Raw genomic sequence first — 16,747 nt, 5'->3', positions numbered from 1 at the left:
GCGATGAAAATAGATTTTAAAAAACCAAAATATGTTATCCCCGTAATCATACTCCCTTTTCTGTTTCTATTCTTTTACTCTTACAAATCTTTCAGTAAGGATGATGAGAAAACAGCAGAGAACAAGCCTGAATTACAAACGGACATAGCACCAGTTTCCGATGGCGTTAAAAACAAAGATATCGGAACAAAACTAGATGCCTTTAAGGACAGCTACAAAGAGGGAGACGGTTATACAGCCGTAGGTAATTTAAGTGAAGATGTTGAAGATAGAGGACAGCTACAAGGCCAGTACAACGATAGAGAAAAGTATATGCTTGACAGTATCGATAATGCTTTTAAGGCTAAATACCCCCAGTCTACTAAAAGCAAAGGTAGCGGTTATTCAGCTTATTCAGGCCGTAACAGCATCCCTCAAAGTATGTCGGCCTATGAAAACCGGAATACTGGTAACAGCATGAGCAGGGAAGATAGAGAGTTGGCAAATGCTCTATCAAATCTACAAGGACAAGGAAAGAGCGGAAACCGTTATCCCGAAAGTAAATCGAGGGAAAAATACGAAGACCCGATGCAACTTTTCAGAGAACAAATGAAAGTTATTGATAGCATCGGTAAAAGTAGTGACCCTGATTATAAAGGACAGAAACAACAAGAGGACTTACTAAAAAAGGTTGACAACGTTTCTGTTAAACTGCCAAAATTGGACGTAGTAAAAGCAACAGACGTTAACAGTGCATTCAATACTGTTACGGTTAGCAAATCGAACAATTTTATAAAGGCGATCATAGACCAGTCAATTACTGGTTACGCAGGTTCTAGGGTTCGTATTCGTTTACTGGAAGATATTAAAGCAGGAAAACACCTAATAAAAAAAGGCACTTACATCTATGCCCTGATATCAGGATTTGACGAGCAGAGGGTTAAATTAACCGTCCTTTCTGTAATGACTGACGATAAAATACTACCTGTTAAGTTAGCTATTTATGACTTAGACGGTATGGAGGGGCTTTATGTTCCTGCATCATCATTTAGGGCATTTACAAAAGAGATAAGCGACATTGGTTCAAGCGTTCAGATGCAACAAAATCCAGAAAATGCAAATCAACTTTACATGAGTGCCTTATCTAAACTATTTACTTCAACATCTACCGCAGTATCAAAATTGATCAGGCAGAACAAAGCGAAATTAAAGTATGCTTCTTATGTGTACTTAATTGACCCTGATGAACTAAAAGAACAACAAAACAACTACTAATCTTACACACATGAAAAAGACATTTTTATTTTTAGCCTCATTTTTTCTTTTTGCCATCAACAGTTTTGCGCAGGAGAAAGGCACGGACGGAACACTTTTAAAAAACAAGCTCGAAAGGATTTATTTAACTAAAGATGTATCACTGCATTTTGTTTCTCCAGAGCCTATTCAATATGCCGATATCTCGACAAAATCTATGTTGGGAGATTTGCCAGTCAAAAATGTTCTACGCTTGAAGTTTATACCCGACAGCATAAAGCAATATGGTTTTGTAAATCATAGTTTAGGAATTGTAACCATAGTGGGAGAAAAATTCATTGCCCAGTACGATGTTTGGTACACAGAAAATGAAAGCAACGTTCAAACACAAATCGAAATCCTACCGAAAAACACTAATCCTTTAGATGTTGGTAGTATCCCAATGTCACAAAACGATTTGCATAACTACGCTATGACCGCTTTAAAAAATGGTACAAGAAGCCATGCAGTACGTTCAACGGCCTACGGCATGACAGCCCAAATTAACAACGTTTATACTGTAGATGATTACGTTTTTGTTGATGTTACCTACACCAACTCAACTAATCTGAAATATGATATTGACGAGTTTCGTTTTAAAATTGATGATAAGCGCATAACCAAAGCTACAAACGTTCAATCCATTGAACTTAAACCAGCTTATCAGCTTTACGAGAAATCAGCATTTAAACGTAAGTATAGAAACGTGTTTGCATTCAAAAAATTCACTTTTCCTGATAACAAAGTTCTTACAATCGAACTTTCGGAAAAACAAATTTCTGGTAGGGTAATCACCTTACAGCTTGATTATTCGGACGTTCTTAATGCAGATACCCTATAATGAAAAAGGCATTATTTATTGCCTTATCAATATTTCTGCTAGGCACAAATGTTAAGGCTCAAAACGGAACGAAATTTTTAAGCATTAGAGGCGGTTACTTTTTTAACGATGCCTTTTCCACTACGCTAAGTTTGGATATCAGCACTAAGTATTTTAATCAAATTGAAATCTTCGCAGAGTATTACCAAAAATATGAAGAAGTAAAAACCAAATCTGTCATGGGTGGATTTGTCCTTAAACCTGTTCTTTGGCGTAATGTAAATACAGCCGTCAGGTTAAGAATGGGGGCAGGTTTAGGTTCTAATACAGAAAAATTCATTTTAGCTCCACAAGCAGGTTTCGAGTTTGCCCAAAGTATCGGCAACGGTTTTGATTTTCTGATCATCAACCGAAACCAGTATGTTTTATTTGGCAACATGGCCGAACGGTGGAGATTTGGATTAGAGGCAGGTATCAGGATACCTATTAACTAAAAACGTTTAATTATGGAAACTACTATTTCTTATCAACCATTTATAAGAACAAAGCATATAATGATGCTTTTGTTAGGCTTTACGGTGCTGTTAGTATCGTTAAAATTAGATAGATACCTTAATGTGTATTTAGCAATGTTTTTTATGCTATCCAGTATCGTTGCAGTTGAGGCAATTCTAGGGTATGTAATCTATTATTCTCTTATCTCTAAAGCCACCCGTTTAAGGCAATGGACTAGGAAAACCAAATTTATTGCATTTGTCTTTTGTCTTATTGCTTTGATTTGGTCAGTAATGTTATTGGTTATAGGTCACAACATCATTAACATTTTACTCCATAATTAGACGAAATATTAATAATCAACAAGGGGGCGGTATTTGATACCGCCTTTTTTGTTTCAATCCTTTTCACATGGAAGAAAAAAAAGAGTTACAGAAATTACACGGCCTATTGCAATTCGTTGTTTACCTCTTATTGTTTGTAGAGATTTTGATGTTTATTTATGCCGAGCCTGTTTTTATGTCGGGTAGGATGGGCAAAGGTCTTGCTACAATTTTCGGTAAACTGGGTAACATGGCCTTGTATAAAAACATCCTTTTAAGCAAGCTTTCTATTCTAGTCATAATTTGCCTAGTTAGCATTGGTACGCTAAGTAAAAAGAAATTAGACTTAGACCCTAAAAAACACATTGTTTATCCTTTGGCCGTTGGCCTAATGTTATTCTTTGGTAGTATTTGGTTTCTGCATTTAAACGGCAAGTACGTTTTTCCTTACACTTCTTTGGCCGATATCGGTTTTATTGTTTGCTCATTGGTAGGTGCTGTTTTGATACATACATCAATGGATAATATCAGTAAGATCATTCGTAGCAACTTTGGTAAAGATGAATGGAACATTGAGGGAGAAAGCTTTATGCAACATACAAAAGCAGTTAATACCCCGTACTCTGTAAATATTCCCATGCAGTTCTATTATAAAGGGAAAGTTCACAATGGTTTTATCAATGTAGTTAATCCTTTCAGGGGAACAATTTTAATCGGCACACCTGGTTCGGGAAAATCCTTTGGTGTGGTCAATCCTTTTATCAGGCAAATGATTGCAAAGGAATATACAATGTGCCTTTACGATTTTAAATTTCCCGATTTGGGGCAGATTGCCTACTATCACTATCTATTGGCAAAGCAGAACGGGAAAATGAAAGATTTTCAGTTTAATGTTATCAACTTGGATAAGGTAGAGAAAAGCAGACGTATTAATCCGCTTAGAGCTGATTATATTGAAACTTTAGCCGATGCATCCGAAACCGCAGAGGCAATAGTCGAAAGCTTACAAAAGAGTGATGGAGGTGGTGGAGCTGATAAGTTTTTTACTCAATCGGCGGTTAACTTTTTAGCATCCTGCATTTTCTTTGTATCCCGACACGAGGACGGCAAATATTCTACATTCTCACATTTGCTTGCGTTCCTGAATAGAACCTATGAAGAGATTTTTCAATGTTTAACGACTTTCCCAGTATTGGAAAGTTTACTTTCTCCCTTTAGGTCGGCACTTGAAAAAAAGGCTTATGATCAGTTAGAGGGGCAAATTGGAACATTAAAAATCTTTATATCTAGGCTGAATACGGAAGAAACCGCTTGGGTATTTTCTGCTGATGATTTTGATTTAAGAATAAGCGACAAGAAAAACCCATCGCTGTTAATCTTGGCTAACAGCCCTGCTACACAAAATATTAATTCAACCTGTTATTCAGTTGTGGTAAATAGATTGACCAGACTAATAAATACAAAAGGAAATTTACCCACGGCCATTATCGCTGATGAAGCACCAACCCTATTTATACATAAGGTTGAAAATCTAATTTCAACGGCAAGAAGTAATAAGGTGGCTGTTCTTTTAGGTCTACAAGAATTACCACAATTAAAGCAACTTCAAGGCAAGGATACCGCTACAACAATGACCGCAGTTATCGGTAATGTTCTTTCAGGTTCAGTAAGAAATAAGGAAACCTTAGAATGGTTACAAACCCTATTCGGTAAGAAAAAACAAATTGGAGAGGGTTTAAGTATCGACCGTTCTAAAACTTCGGTCTCCCTTAATGAAAAATATGAACCATTAATACCAAGCGGTAAAATAGCTTCTTTAAATACTGGGGAGTTGGTAGGTTTAATTGCGGAGGATGTAGGGGGAGAATTTACGGGAAAATACCAAACCTCAAATGTCCATTGCAAAGTCAATCTTAATATGGCCGATATCAAAAGAGAAGAAGATAATTATAGGGAGTTACCAAACTTCTATGATTTTAAAGGTAATAAGGCAAAAATCCTGAATGCTAATTTTATGAAGATCAGGAAAGATGTTGAGGATATCATCGCTTATTATTCATAGAATACTATCGTTTCGATAGTGGAGCAAGCGCAGATCCGGTGCGCTGCACTTCCAAAACAATAGTGTTTTGAAGTTCTGCAGATTTTCCGGAAGAAAAAAAACACTATCGTTTTCGAAATCCTGGAATAAACCGGCTACGCCAAAATAATAGTAAAACGTTATGAAAAAATTTATAATTCACTTATTTGTGCTTTTTCTTTTTGCTGTCGTTAAAGTTAATGCCCAGCAGTTCAATTCTATCAGGAGCATTGAGCAGGTTAATTCTGTAGGTATAAGATTGAAGCCAATTGAAAAGGAAAGGGATACAATCACTAAGATAAAGATTGTTAGAGATACAATTTTTGCTACGAATAGCGTACCTGATAAAGAACCTTTGGAAATTTCATCACTACCAATAGATAGATTAATATTAACATCATCCTTTGGCTTTCGTGTCCATCCAGTTCTAGGGGCTGTAAAATTCCACAATGGAATTGATCTTTCAGCAAGACAGGCCGATATCCATTCGGTTTTACACGGTACAGTAGTAGTTTCCAGTTATGATAATATCATCGGTAATTATGTTGTGGTCAATCATGGCTTATACGAAACTACTTACGGCCATCTTTCCGTAAGGTTCGTTAAAGTTGGGGACTTAGTTAAAGCAGGAACGGTTTTAGGAATTAGTGGAGCAACAGGTCGGGTAACTGGGGAACATTTACATTTCATTGTCAAGTACAAAGGGAATAGCATTAACCCACTTCCATTTCTCAAAGAAATTCTTTCCGTAAACAGGAAAGATCAATTAACAGATTTTTTAACTCAAAACAGATAGCATGTCGAAAACTAAAACTGAAATTTCACTCGAGAACAAATTGCAATTGGTAGCCAATGGCGAAGATGTTGAATTAAATAAGGCCGAGGCCGAATTGTACGGTGTAGACGTTGCCGATATCCTACCCGATGAAGATTTAATTAATGATGGAGAGGGGGTAGAATAATGGCAGAAGAACCAAAAAAACTCTATGAGTTAGTTGCAGAAAAGATAATCGAACAACTTAAAGAGGGCATTGCCCCGTGGCAAAAGCCGTGGAATAGTGCAGGTACAGATTATGTAATGCCTTACAACGCTGTTACTGGAAAAAACTATAAGGGGTTAAATTCTCTTTATCTCCATTTATTTAGCCCCTATTCAGACCCACGTTTTGCAACTTTCAAACAGGCTACAGCCGAGGGATGGGAAATTAAAAAAGGCTCAAAAGGCCTGATGATAAATTTTGTCAAAACCCACGATTTAAGAAAGAAGCTTGATGAAAATGGAAAACCCATTTTAGACGAAAAGGGCAAACCCGTGATGATTAACGTAAAGTATAACAACCCCATCGTTACCAAAGCTTGGGTTTTTAATGCCGAACAAATTAAAGGTATCCCACAGCTTCCTATTAAAGAGGTTAACGATATTGAATTATGGGAAAAAGTCGCTAGGGCAGAAAATATCGTAAAAGCTTCAGGAGCGAAAATTGAACACGTTGCAGGAGATCGTGCGTATTACACCCCCTTGTTTGATAAAATACAGATGCCAGATAGAAAACAATTTGAGACGGCAGATCGGTATTACTCAACCCTTTTACACGAAATAGGGCATTGGACAGGCCACCATTCAAGGCTAAATCGTGATTTGGTTAACAAATTTGGTACTCCTGAATATGCCCGTGAGGAATTAAGGGCAGAAATTGCATCCATGATGTTAGGCCATGAATTGAAGATCGGCCATGACCCAAAACAGCATATTGCTTATGTGGACAGTTGGATTAAAATTTTAACCGATACCCCTTACGAAATCCATTCCGCTTCGGCAGATGCTCAAAGGATAGCTGATTATGTTATCGGCTTTGAACAAAAAAAGGATATTAAGATTGAGGTTACAAAAGCAGAAGCTTATAACCCGAACACATTGCAACTGGGAGACGAGATTAAATATAATTCTGCCACTCAAAAAGTCTTAAAGGCCGATGGTAAAGAATTTATAATTCAGGACATCGACACAAAACACAAAACGAAATTGACGACTAGCGACCAGTTGTTTAATTCATTGGTAGAGGCAAAACGAAACCCTGAAAAGGTCGAAGCTATCAAGGCCGAAAAGCATAATAGTATTTCGACCCACCCCACACCCGAATTACAAACAGAAAACAGTATTAAACGCAAATTTTAATTATAGAAATTATGAATACGGTATTAGAAAATCAATTACCAGTACAGGAATTAGAAAAAATTGGCCTTATGAAAGATGGTCAGTTATTAATGGACAATTCAAATGCGACCGCACTAAAACGGGGTAACGTTACTGATCTATTGGAGATCAAAGATATTAGAGGCAATGGTTATGGTATAGAGGCCTTAAATGCCCGTGTATCAATCGTTCAGGAGGAGGGCGAAAATAAGGTTAGATTAGACCCTGTTTATAAAGAAATACAAGACCACCCACTTTTAGAAACAGAAGAAAAGGACAAGCTTGTTAACGGTCAACAGGCAAATATCAAAAAAACGGCTTCCATTTATGGTACAATCGTATCTCATGGTAAAGATCATTTTCAATTCGACCCTAAAGAAAGTTCTAGTTACTACATCGAGCTTGCAAAGAAAGACGGCACTTCAAAACATATTTGGGGTGTTGATTTAGATAGGGCTTTGGCTCAATCAGGCCAAAAAATTGGGGATAAGGTACAGCTTAACAATCTAGGTAATAAATTGGTCGAGGTTGATGCCCCCATCAAAAACGAGGTTGGAGAAATTACCTCTTGGGAGAAAAAAATGGTTAACCGCAATACCTGGGAGGTTGTCGAAGCTCGGGAATTTAAAAAGGATAAAGATGCCGTAATCGAATATGACCCACAAACTAAACAGTTTATGAGTTATGACCCAGCCAAAATTAAATCTCCCGAAAAAATCAACGGAGAAACTTTGACCGAGGAAAAGAAACGTAAGCTAAAAGAGGGCGAGGTCGTAACGCTAGAAGATGGTACAGAAATCCAGTTGAGTACATCTGACAAAAATGGTATTCGCTCAAATCGTGCAGGGTTGGTACTTTCAATACTAATAGATGGAGGTATAAGTTACCTTTTAATTACAGGTATAAAAAGCCTGTTAAATAGGGTTAATCAGCCCCAACAGTTAAACACTAAAGAGAAAGAACAAGCGTATTCTAAAGGCTACTTACAAGCTTTAAAAGAGGTTGAAATACAACTTGAAAGAAAGCAAGCCAAGTTCCCGAATGATAAATCAATCTCGGCTGAAATCTCCATTGTTAAAGGGGAGTTTAGTAAAGCATCCAATATGTCGCATTCAGAATTGAACGCCCTAAGTGTAAAAGATGCTGACGATATCAAAAACGAAAAAAGCGTTAACGACCCTGATCACGGTAAGGAAAAAGATAGCGGATATGATAAAGATTTTCCTGATGTAGTCAAAGATAGAAATGAGGATAAACAAAATGATGAAAAACAATCAACAGGCCGAGGCCGATAATGTTATCGTACCTTTACTATCAAAATTAAACGTTGGGCACAATGCCCAACGTTTTTTTTATAACTCCTTTTCAACTGATATAGCTGGGCGGTTAGTATTTAATTATGATCTTTTCGGCTCTGAAATCTTTGGGTTCAATACCCACAAGCTTTGCATTTCTACAGACTTTTGGTCATGGGGTAATGACAGTTTCCCGACCGATATTTTTCTTTTTTTTTCAGCAATAGAGGCTATCGCCTTTACAAATTATTTTGAGTTAAATTATGACTTTGATAGGTGTCTTTTTATTTCTCTAGGGGCTAAGCCCTCAAAAAGTCAAATTTCAAAAATTAAAGGCCTTTTTCACTCGGCCAATTACCATACCGTTTTCGGTAATGATCTTTTAGGGCATATCTATGATTGTAAAATCTCACTTTGGCTCAATAATAAAGATTGTCATTTTTCTTTGAAAAACGACATTATACATATCGCTTCCAGCAATCTTAATAGCTCTTATAAAACTGCCGAGATAAACCGTAAAAGATTTAATTTTTCTTCCTTTTGCCGTGTTTTTGGTAAGCGTGTCAATTTGAAAGTACATAAGCCGAAAAACGGCCAAAACATATATTTTTTAGATCTTTTGAAATCAAAAGGATGAATTAACGATGTGTAAACACATCAAGACGTCAATATATAAAACCTTTAATTTATGAATGGAAATTTAAATTGCCCGGTTTGCAATCAAGGAGAATTGATTGAGGGCGCAAATGGCTATTTGTGTAACCATTTTAAAAGTATGGATGACAAATGTAGCTTTCGGATTTTTAAAACGTACTTCGGAAAGAATATGACCGATGACATTGTTAAACAGTTGTGCGATAATAAGGAGACTGTTTTTTTTGACGATTTCGTTAATAAGGATAATAAGCCTTTCGGTGCTAAGTTGACGATTGTTGACGGTTATATTAAGCCCCAGTTTGATAATCAGGAACAAATTAAATTGCAGAGCGAATGCCCGAAATGTGGTAAAGGCGTTGTTGTGACTAATAAGGCGTTTGCGTGCGAGGATTATTTTAACGATAAGGCTTGCGATCTGTATATCGGTAAAAAAATTGCGGAGGTAGAACTTTCTAATGATGATGCTGAAACCCTTTTAAATGGTAATTCGACTGATTATAGGACTGATTTTATAAGCAATAACGGTAAGGAGTTTGGGGCTAAGTTGAGCCTTGATGAAAATTATCATTTGAAGTTTGATTTTGAAATTTTGAAATGTCCAAAGTGTAAGACTGGTAACGTTTCGTCTAATAATAAAGCGTACGGATGCTCAAATTATAGGGATGAAAATATTAAGTGTGATTTTACGATCTGGCGTGAGGTTTCGGGTAATAAGATTATGCTTAATGACTTGATAGACTTGTGTAATGGTAAAAAAACAGGGGTGAAATTGTTTAAGCCTAAAGATGCAGATCAGTATAAAGCGCAGTTCCAATTGAACAATGAATATAAGCTAGATATTGTAAAGGTTTCTTAAAAAAAGTTTTAGGGCATTCCAATGCTCTAGGCTTGCACGGGCTATCCGTTCATATCTTTTTGCCCCTTTCACTATTCCCCCCACATCAAAAAGGATAACCACTACTATCCCTGATGCTCATTTAATAGAGTTTTTATTTAGTAAACCCATTTTATTAACTATACCGCAATGGATAGAAACCAAGGAGATGTTAACCCCCTAACAGATTTAGGGGAAACAGATTTTACCGATGATTTAATTGATTTTTTTGAACAAAAGCAAGCCCCTAAACCAATTAAGGATGATGGGGAACGAAAACAAGAAAACATAAGTGTCTCAAACAACCAAAATTTAAACCCAAAAAAATGGAAATTCTTTCGCATCCTGTTCAGGTTGCAAGGCAGACCCCTGAACAAATTGAATTTGTATCTAAAGAGCAAAACTCAAAACTTAAACTTAGTCCCGAGCAGGAAAAATCTATTCCTGATGTTATTGATGGTTTTAACCTATCTAAAAAGGATAAACAAAGCCTGTTTTTCGATAAATTTCAGCCAGCTGATAAAGATGTGTATTATTTCGTAGACAAAAATCAAATTATTGCTAAAAACGATGGTAAAGAGCTGGAAAATGGGGTAAAATTTGTTAGTTTTGATAGTGTTAAATTCGATATGAAGAAAACTGAACTCAACTTAGACAATTTTGACTATTTAAAAAACAGCCTTAAATATTTAGGGTTTGGCGAAAACCTCAATTCTGCATTAGAAGCCAGAATGAGGGAGGGAGCCGATAAATTCACACTCGGAGCAACAGCAGAGTTTAGTACCCCTGTAGCAAAAGACCTGATCAATTATGAATTAAGGTTTAGCAAAAGTACCACATCCGATAAATTTTTTTTAAACAACTATCAGGCATCATTAGAAAAGGGGCTTAAAGATGGGAAATTCGATAGCCCTGTCAATCAGGTTTTTTTCTTAAATAAAGGAAATGATATTACTGCTAAAGAGGCTTACAATCTTTTATCTGGTCGAGCCATCCAAAAGAAAGCAGAGTTGGGAGGCAAAGTTATTGATGGTCAGGAAACCCCAAAACGTAAAGAGGAAATTTGGGTGAAATTAGACTTTGAAAAAAAGAACGAACAGGGAAACTCCCCTTTTAAAACGTTCCACAAAGAATACGGTTTCGACCTACAGGCTTCTTTACAAAAGCATCCCATTAAAGAACTAAACGACCCTGATAAAAGGGAACGTTTAATTTCATCCCTCAACCGTGGCAACTTACAAGCCGTAACCTTTGAGAAAAGTAGCGGAGAAGAAAAGGGCTACGTATCTGCAAACCCTCAATATAAGAACCTCAATATCTACGATAAGGATATGAAGTTACAGTTTGAAAAGAAAGAGGATATCAAAGTTGATAATCAGGAAACTAAAACCCCATCGAGAGGAAGATAATATGAACAGCATAGGGACACCAGTACAGCAACCCTATTTGCAGTTAAGCCCAACATTAGCCTATTGTTTTTTAGCCATCTTCGGATGGCTTTTTCTTTCTATAGGCTTTTTAGTTGGGGCATATTGGATAAATATGCTTTGCTTACCTGCAATTATTATTTTGGGTATTGCCTTTTATCGTTTTTGGACTATCCGAAACACCATCTACATTCTTACGGAAGAAACATTAAAAATCCGAACTGGTATTTTCAGTTATACCCTCATTACATTAGAACTTTACAGGGTCAAAGATTATATCATAACCCAAAGCTTTATAATGCGGATTTTAAAAATAATGACCTTAACCCTGATCACTACCGATAAGCAAGATGTAATAATTGCCCTGACGGGAGTTAACCAATCAACCCTCGGGGATACCGTTAGAGAACTGGTACAAAAAGCCCGTTCAAAAAGTAAAATCATTGAATTAAATTAAAAACACCTTAAAAAAACAGATTATGAAAAACGTACTATCTTTAAGTTTAATAGCCTTGCTATTTGTTTCTTGCAGTAAAAAAAGTGATGATGAAATTACCCCAGTCGCAGATAAAAAGGTAAAGGTCGAAGTTGACCTTTCAGGGAACTATCAAAATTACCAATTACTTTTTGCTGTAACGACCTTAACCACATCTACAGGTGGCTTTGTTGTTCCTGAAATTACAACACCAGCAAATACAGCTTGGACACAGATTATAGCACAAGGAAATGCCTACAATTATATTGGAGAGCCTACCAGTTCCAAATTGGTAATTGAAAGTAAAACGGTTGCAGGTAACTTGGCTTTTACATTATCGGCTACACAGGTGCATAATACGGATGACAACGCACAAATACCAGTTACGGCAGTTGTAAAGGTTTATGCTGATGGTAAGCTTTTGGAAACTTTTAATTACACAGCCAAACCAGTTGGGCAGGTTACCGACCCTTTAGTTAAGTCAATTAAAATAAATTAAATAATAGCTTTGACTAATTGTCATTGTAGGGCGTTGGCTTTTGCCAACGCCCTTTTTTTATTTTGAAACATTTTACTATCGTTTCAATAGTGGAGCAAGCGCAGATCCATTGCGCTGCACTTCCAAAACAATAGTGTTTTCAAGTTCTGGAGATCTTCCGGAATGAAAAAAATACTATTGTTTTTAAATGGCCGGTTGAACCTGGTTATGAGAAAACAATAGTGAAGCGTAATAGGCTTTATTCTATCGGGATGATAAATCTTTTTTCAGGATCAATCGACCACTGTACCTGCCATACCCGACCGTCCAACTGGTCAATGAGCAGAAATGTATTAATGTTTTGAGTAGGTGATAAAGTAAACCTGCCGTTTTTCTCATCTGCTTCACCGACCAAAGACACCAAACTTAAATTAGTGACAAATCGTTTATCGGTATCAGTTGACCATTGTACTTGCCACATTTTACCATTTCTGGTATTCAGCTTTATGAAGTTATAGATATTTGTTGTTGGAAAAAGTCGATAAGTAGCCTTTTCAATAATAGAATTATCAGATGAATTGGTTTGTGTATTAGTTTGAACTTGCGCATGACTATGTGAAACGAGGATAGTAAGCGTAAAGATTAGCAAAAATGAGAGTTTCTTCATTGTATGATGTTTAAGATAAATTTAAGTCACAAATATAATATAGGTACAAGAAATTAAAGTAAACCAATTCATTCAATAAGATTTGATAGTGTTTTGAATTTCTGCAGACCAGGTGGCCAATGAAAAATACAATTGTTTTATCATTCCTGGAGAAAGCCGGCCATTCAGAAACGATAGTGAAAAATGTACCTCAGCTGATCAGCTTTTTCAAATTTTGATAGTATTAAACAAAACGCCTATAAGTAAGGGGGAGTTAGGACATATCAGTTTAAATACAAAGTTCGGCACATATCCCCGAAACGTGGGCAACCCCCTATCCTACCACACCAAATAATTTAAAAATAAAATGGGTATCCCAAAAGGGAAAAACCCACCACATTTTTTTTTGAAATGAATTGCACTTATTCGGTAATAGAGCCGATGGAGCGCATATAAACTAATTCAGGTTTATGATTAAGATAAAAAAAATGGAAAATTTTAAATTAAACAACACACATGAATTTAATGGATTTATTGGCGGTTCAGAAAACTTCTATCAGCATACTTTCGGTTCAATTTACACCGATGGCATAAAATACTTGGCCGATACTTATGAATGTTATTGGTTCTTAGATACAATTTCCATCTACTCAAATGAGATACAAGGAGAAGAATTTCAGGTTTGGAACTTGAAAAGAATAAACGAAACCTCTCAATTTAGAATAACCGTTACAGACGGCAATAAGAATGTACTTAAAACCTTAGATATCCCATTTTCGGATTTTAAGGCCAACCAGTTAGATGTTTGGCTTGTAAACGGTACAATTATGTTACCTGCTGAATATTAAACCTTATAACCCCAGTAATGGGGTTTTTTTATGATCATGCGCTTACGGTCGAAATACTATTAGGGTTTTCGTGTATCATAAAACTAAGAAATCCCCCCTACGCTATCCATAAGCAGATTTACAGCAAAAGAAAAAAACCGTACTTTTAAATGCATGAAAAGGTCAAAATAATGCCTGTCAATTTTTGTTAATTTAATATATATTTATATATTTGCGTCAAGACGTCAAGACGTATAAATTTAATAATATGAGTACAACCGATATTTCCACTTTAAGCTATAACCTTTCCAGAGTTGATAGGTCTATCGCAGATAACTTGATGGACATCGATAAGTCTTTTGGGAATGATGCACAGAATGTTTTAGACTTTATCATCTTTATGAGTAAAAAGTTAAATAACAATCTATTCGGATATACCCGATTTACAATTAAGGAATACAGCGAATTTACTGGTATTACTGCACAAAACCTTTGTTCTATGCATCCTGATGTTGCTAAAGGCATTGCAGGAAACACTGTTTATTCAGATCATAGTTTTGAAAGTATTTTAGAATTTACCTTATTGAAGATGCTTAAAAACAACATTTTGTTTTCAAAAGTAATCCAATACAAAGATGATGGTAATATCATCCAGCTTGAAAACTTCCCCATCCTGAAAGATATTATTGTTCAGGGAGGTAATGTAATGGGTACTAAAAAGATTTACGAAGTCAGACTTTCTGATGTAATGATGAACGGTTTTGTTCAGCGTTACTATACCTTAGATACCACACGCTTACCAGTGATCGGCAAGGGAAAAGGAGGCCACAGCCGAAAGAAAATCTATATTTGGCTTAACAAGGTTTTTCATATTTATTCCTCGAGGGGAAATAATGAACAGATACCATTTTATAGCATCGACTTTTTAGCCGATATCGCTGGTGTAAGATTTAAAAAGGAACTTGAAAATAAAAAGCAAGTCGAGAAAGAGCCAAAACACAAAAAAGAGGCCGTAAGCAATATCCTAAAGGCAATTCATAAGCAGATTAATAGCGAGCAGAATAAACTTCACTTCTCTTTTGATTATAAATTTGTGAATGGAGACACCAGTAATCCGTATCAGGAAGATTATTTTGTACAGTTTGATTTCAAATCTAATTTACATCCTGATATTGTTAAACAGCTACAAGTTAGCCACAACCTGAAATTCTCACTATTAAAGGATTTAAGGACGTTCTTTGATATCTCCTACCCTATTGAGCGCCTAAGTAAAATAGAAGCCTTAGAGAGTGAGGCAGACAACTTCCAACGCTGGTTAAATAACAATGATGCTGATTTGCAAAAAAAGGTTGAAATCCTAAAAAATGCACACTTCAAAGCCAATAATTGGGATAAGAAGAAAGAACTAAAAGACAAGGAAGCAATTTCTATGATCTATAGCGGATTTTTAAGTATCGAACCTGTTTCAATACCCCAAGACCCTAATAGTATACCGACCTCCGCTAATAGTATACCGACCGACCCTAATAGTATTTCGACCGCTAAAGAAAAAGCCTAATAGTATTTCGACCGACCCTAATAGTATTCCGACCGATGGCCTATAAACCCTAATAGTATTTCGACCGACCGTAATAGTATTTCGACCCGAGATACCGACCGTAATAGTATTTCGACCGAGGCTAAAATAAAAAAGCCATTCATTTGATTGAATGGCACTTTTTTTTAAGAACCCTAATAGTATTTCGACCATTATTATATCTTAATAACATAATCTATATATAAGGCGTTTGCGGAAAAACCGCAAACATTTTTTTTGTTTTTGCCTTCGGCCATAGTTTCAAAAAAAGTCATTTTAAAGCCCCTCATTCGATTTTGTTTATGCTTAACGTCTAAAGTTACACTTTTACAAATAAAACGGCATGTAAGAGCTTAAAATTATGTTAACTGGATAGTCTCATACCTTTCTAAAGAACTATTACAGCAAAAAGAAAAAAATAAAGCTGGGTTTTGGAAGAGAAAAACAGTAGAACGGTAATGGGTCTAATTATAGCAAAAAGAATAATATAATTTCTTAGTTGGCTACGGTCGAAATACTATTATAGTTTTTGTGTATCTAAAAACCAATTATACCACTCCCCTATTTAGCACGATATTTTTTTGAAGAACCTGAAACTGAAAGCACAAATAAAATCCATACTACAAATGCCAGGCATATTAATAAAACTGGATGACTTGAACCTAAAGCACCGATCATTAAAAAGAAACTTACAAAAACAGCTACAATAAATTTTCCTACCCCAGTCATAACATTTATATTTAAATTAATAATAAGACATCATTACGTCAATGCATCTTTACATCTAATATACAAAATTAATGCCAAAATCCCAAAACTATTAGCAAATAAAAATGAAAAAAATGACGTCATTACATCAATAAGTCAATATATATTTATATATTTGTGTATTGAAAAACAATTAAAAAAAATAACATGGGAACTCTAACAGTAAAATTGACCGATTTTGATGAAAGCGTAGTTGAAGCAGTAAAAAACAAGCATAATATCAGCACTAAAACAAAAGCCCTTATGCACTGCTTACACATTAATAAAAAGCATGAAGAACAAATTGCCAGACTTGAACAGGAACGTAAGGAATTATTAAGTAAATTGGCTAAATACAGGGAACATTCTTTAGAATTATTAAGTGGAATTGCTGGGCTACAGGATTTGACACAAACTAAATTGCGCTGATGTATAGACGTCTATATGTCATTACATAAACATTACTATGGATATCACAAAGCACCACCTATATAAAAAGGCTAAGTACAAGTTTTATTTTTCCCGATGGATTTGGGTTATTTGGAACACTTTTGTTTCTGT

Annotated in this window: 18 protein-coding genes; 16 read left to right on the top strand and 2 right to left on the bottom strand. The window is 35.7% G+C overall.

The window, feature by feature from the left end; genetic code table 11:
- The first annotated feature begins 3 nt into the window (after positions 1-3).
- The 13 genes from traM to DHW03_RS18760 all read left to right on the top strand — a co-directional run bounded on the left by traM (position 4) and on the right by DHW03_RS18760 (position 12,411).
- Positions 4-1,254 carry a conjugative transposon protein TraM gene (gene traM / locus DHW03_RS18820; protein WP_109927409.1) on the top strand — a complete coding sequence of 417 codons (1,251 nt, stop codon included), beginning with the start codon at positions 4-6 and terminating at the stop codon, positions 1,252-1,254.
- A 10-nt stretch (positions 1,255-1,264) separates the two neighbouring features.
- Entirely contained in the window at positions 1,265-2,113 is an 849-nt protein-coding gene (gene traN / locus DHW03_RS18815) for a conjugative transposon protein TraN (protein ID WP_109927408.1), read from the top strand.
- On the top strand, positions 2,113-2,586 hold the full coding sequence (locus DHW03_RS18810) for a hypothetical protein (protein ID WP_109927407.1): 474 nt from the start codon (positions 2,113-2,115) through the stop codon (positions 2,584-2,586). Before traN ends, DHW03_RS18810 begins: the two co-directional genes overlap by 1 nt.
- Before the next feature lie 412 nt (positions 2,587-2,998).
- The gene (locus tag DHW03_RS18800) at positions 2,999-4,972 is read left to right on the top strand and encodes a type IV secretion system DNA-binding domain-containing protein (RefSeq protein ID WP_109927405.1); all 1,974 of its coding nucleotides are present in this window, start codon (positions 2,999-3,001) and stop codon (positions 4,970-4,972) included.
- 160 nt (positions 4,973-5,132) lie between these two features.
- The gene (locus DHW03_RS18795; protein ID WP_109927404.1) at positions 5,133-5,786 is read left to right on the top strand and encodes a M23 family metallopeptidase; all 654 of its coding nucleotides are present in this window, start codon (positions 5,133-5,135) and stop codon (positions 5,784-5,786) included.
- Position 5,787: 1 nt separating this feature from the next.
- Positions 5,788-5,952: a hypothetical protein gene (locus DHW03_RS19380; RefSeq protein WP_165825470.1), complete on the top strand. Its 165-nt coding sequence runs from the start codon at positions 5,788-5,790 to the stop codon at positions 5,950-5,952.
- On the top strand, positions 5,952-7,166 hold the full coding sequence (locus DHW03_RS18790) for an ArdC family protein (protein WP_109927403.1): 1,215 nt from the start codon (positions 5,952-5,954) through the stop codon (positions 7,164-7,166). Before DHW03_RS19380 ends, DHW03_RS18790 begins: the two co-directional genes overlap by 1 nt.
- 11 nt (positions 7,167-7,177) lie before the next feature.
- Positions 7,178-8,479 carry a DUF3945 domain-containing protein gene (locus tag DHW03_RS18785; protein ID WP_109927402.1) on the top strand — a complete coding sequence of 434 codons (1,302 nt, stop codon included), beginning with the start codon at positions 7,178-7,180 and terminating at the stop codon, positions 8,477-8,479.
- The gene (locus tag DHW03_RS18780) at positions 8,445-9,116 is read left to right on the top strand and encodes a hypothetical protein (RefSeq protein ID WP_133248559.1); all 672 of its coding nucleotides are present in this window, start codon (positions 8,445-8,447) and stop codon (positions 9,114-9,116) included. The genes DHW03_RS18785 and DHW03_RS18780 overlap by 35 nt, the downstream gene beginning before the upstream one ends.
- 51 nt (positions 9,117-9,167) lie before the next feature.
- Positions 9,168-9,992, top strand: coding sequence for a topoisomerase C-terminal repeat-containing protein (locus DHW03_RS18775; protein WP_109927400.1), 825 nt, complete (start codon positions 9,168-9,170; stop codon positions 9,990-9,992).
- A 344-nt stretch (positions 9,993-10,336) separates the two neighbouring features.
- Entirely contained in the window at positions 10,337-11,419 is a 1,083-nt protein-coding gene (locus DHW03_RS18770) for a hypothetical protein (protein WP_109927399.1), read from the top strand.
- Between the two features lies 1 nt (position 11,420).
- On the top strand, positions 11,421-11,894 hold the full coding sequence (locus tag DHW03_RS18765) for a PH domain-containing protein (RefSeq protein WP_109927398.1): 474 nt from the start codon (positions 11,421-11,423) through the stop codon (positions 11,892-11,894).
- Between the two features lie 22 nt (positions 11,895-11,916).
- Complete coding sequence (locus tag DHW03_RS18760) at positions 11,917-12,411, top strand: hypothetical protein (protein ID WP_109927397.1); 495 nt, start codon at positions 11,917-11,919, stop codon at positions 12,409-12,411.
- Between the two features lie 238 nt (positions 12,412-12,649).
- Here the strand turns inward: DHW03_RS18760 and DHW03_RS18755 are convergent, their stop codons facing one another.
- Positions 12,650-13,057, bottom strand: a complete 408-nt coding sequence (locus DHW03_RS18755; protein ID WP_109927396.1) for a hypothetical protein — start codon at positions 13,055-13,057, stop codon at positions 12,650-12,652.
- A 467-nt stretch (positions 13,058-13,524) separates the two neighbouring features.
- Between DHW03_RS18755 and DHW03_RS18750 the strand changes: the two genes are divergently transcribed.
- Complete coding sequence (locus DHW03_RS18750) at positions 13,525-13,884, top strand: DUF6876 family protein (protein ID WP_109927395.1); 360 nt, start codon at positions 13,525-13,527, stop codon at positions 13,882-13,884.
- Between the two features lie 247 nt (positions 13,885-14,131).
- Positions 14,132-15,421, top strand: coding sequence for a hypothetical protein (locus DHW03_RS18745; RefSeq protein ID WP_109927394.1), 1,290 nt, complete (start codon positions 14,132-14,134; stop codon positions 15,419-15,421).
- A gap of 579 nt (positions 15,422-16,000) precedes the next feature.
- Here DHW03_RS18745 and DHW03_RS19375 read toward each other — a convergent pair.
- Positions 16,001-16,168 carry a hypothetical protein gene (locus DHW03_RS19375; RefSeq protein WP_165825469.1) on the bottom strand — a complete coding sequence of 56 codons (168 nt, stop codon included), beginning with the start codon at positions 16,166-16,168 and terminating at the stop codon, positions 16,001-16,003.
- A gap of 171 nt (positions 16,169-16,339) precedes the next feature.
- Between DHW03_RS19375 and DHW03_RS18740 the strand changes: the two genes are divergently transcribed.
- Complete coding sequence (locus DHW03_RS18740; protein ID WP_394340904.1) at positions 16,340-16,615, top strand: hypothetical protein; 276 nt, start codon at positions 16,340-16,342, stop codon at positions 16,613-16,615.
- Positions 16,616-16,747 lie beyond the last annotated feature (132 nt).

Source organism: Pedobacter yonginensis, assembly GCF_003173595.1.
Lineage (GTDB): Bacteria > Bacteroidota > Bacteroidia > Sphingobacteriales > Sphingobacteriaceae > Pedobacter > Pedobacter yonginense.
This window is presented reverse-complemented; position numbering and strand designations above follow the sequence as displayed.

Bases quoted from the DNA above. Each gene is read 5' to 3' on its own strand.
- traM (WP_109927409.1), top strand. From the start codon at position 4: ATGAAAATAGATTTTAAAAAACCAAAATATGTTATCCCCGTAATCATA.
- traN (WP_109927408.1), top strand. From the start codon at position 1,265: ATGAAAAAGACATTTTTATTTTTAGCCTCATTTTTTCTTTTTGCCATC.
- DHW03_RS18810 (WP_109927407.1), top strand. From the start codon at position 2,113: ATGAAAAAGGCATTATTTATTGCCTTATCAATATTTCTGCTAGGCACA.
- DHW03_RS18800 (WP_109927405.1), top strand. From the start codon at position 2,999: ATGGAAGAAAAAAAAGAGTTACAGAAATTACACGGCCTATTGCAATTC.
- DHW03_RS18795 (WP_109927404.1), top strand. From the start codon at position 5,133: ATGAAAAAATTTATAATTCACTTATTTGTGCTTTTTCTTTTTGCTGTC.
- DHW03_RS19380 (WP_165825470.1), top strand. From the start codon at position 5,788: ATGTCGAAAACTAAAACTGAAATTTCACTCGAGAACAAATTGCAATTG.
- DHW03_RS18790 (WP_109927403.1), top strand. From the start codon at position 5,952: ATGGCAGAAGAACCAAAAAAACTCTATGAGTTAGTTGCAGAAAAGATA.
- DHW03_RS18785 (WP_109927402.1), top strand. From the start codon at position 7,178: ATGAATACGGTATTAGAAAATCAATTACCAGTACAGGAATTAGAAAAA.
- DHW03_RS18780 (WP_133248559.1), top strand. From the start codon at position 8,445: ATGATGAAAAACAATCAACAGGCCGAGGCCGATAATGTTATCGTACCT.
- DHW03_RS18775 (WP_109927400.1), top strand. From the start codon at position 9,168: ATGAATGGAAATTTAAATTGCCCGGTTTGCAATCAAGGAGAATTGATT.
- DHW03_RS18770 (WP_109927399.1), top strand. From the start codon at position 10,337: ATGGAAATTCTTTCGCATCCTGTTCAGGTTGCAAGGCAGACCCCTGAA.
- DHW03_RS18765 (WP_109927398.1), top strand. From the start codon at position 11,421: ATGAACAGCATAGGGACACCAGTACAGCAACCCTATTTGCAGTTAAGC.
- DHW03_RS18760 (WP_109927397.1), top strand. From the start codon at position 11,917: ATGAAAAACGTACTATCTTTAAGTTTAATAGCCTTGCTATTTGTTTCT.
- DHW03_RS18755 (WP_109927396.1), bottom strand. From the start codon at position 13,057: ATGAAGAAACTCTCATTTTTGCTAATCTTTACGCTTACTATCCTCGTT.
- DHW03_RS18750 (WP_109927395.1), top strand. From the start codon at position 13,525: ATGGAAAATTTTAAATTAAACAACACACATGAATTTAATGGATTTATT.
- DHW03_RS18745 (WP_109927394.1), top strand. From the start codon at position 14,132: ATGAGTACAACCGATATTTCCACTTTAAGCTATAACCTTTCCAGAGTT.
- DHW03_RS19375 (WP_165825469.1), bottom strand. From the start codon at position 16,168: ATGACTGGGGTAGGAAAATTTATTGTAGCTGTTTTTGTAAGTTTCTTT.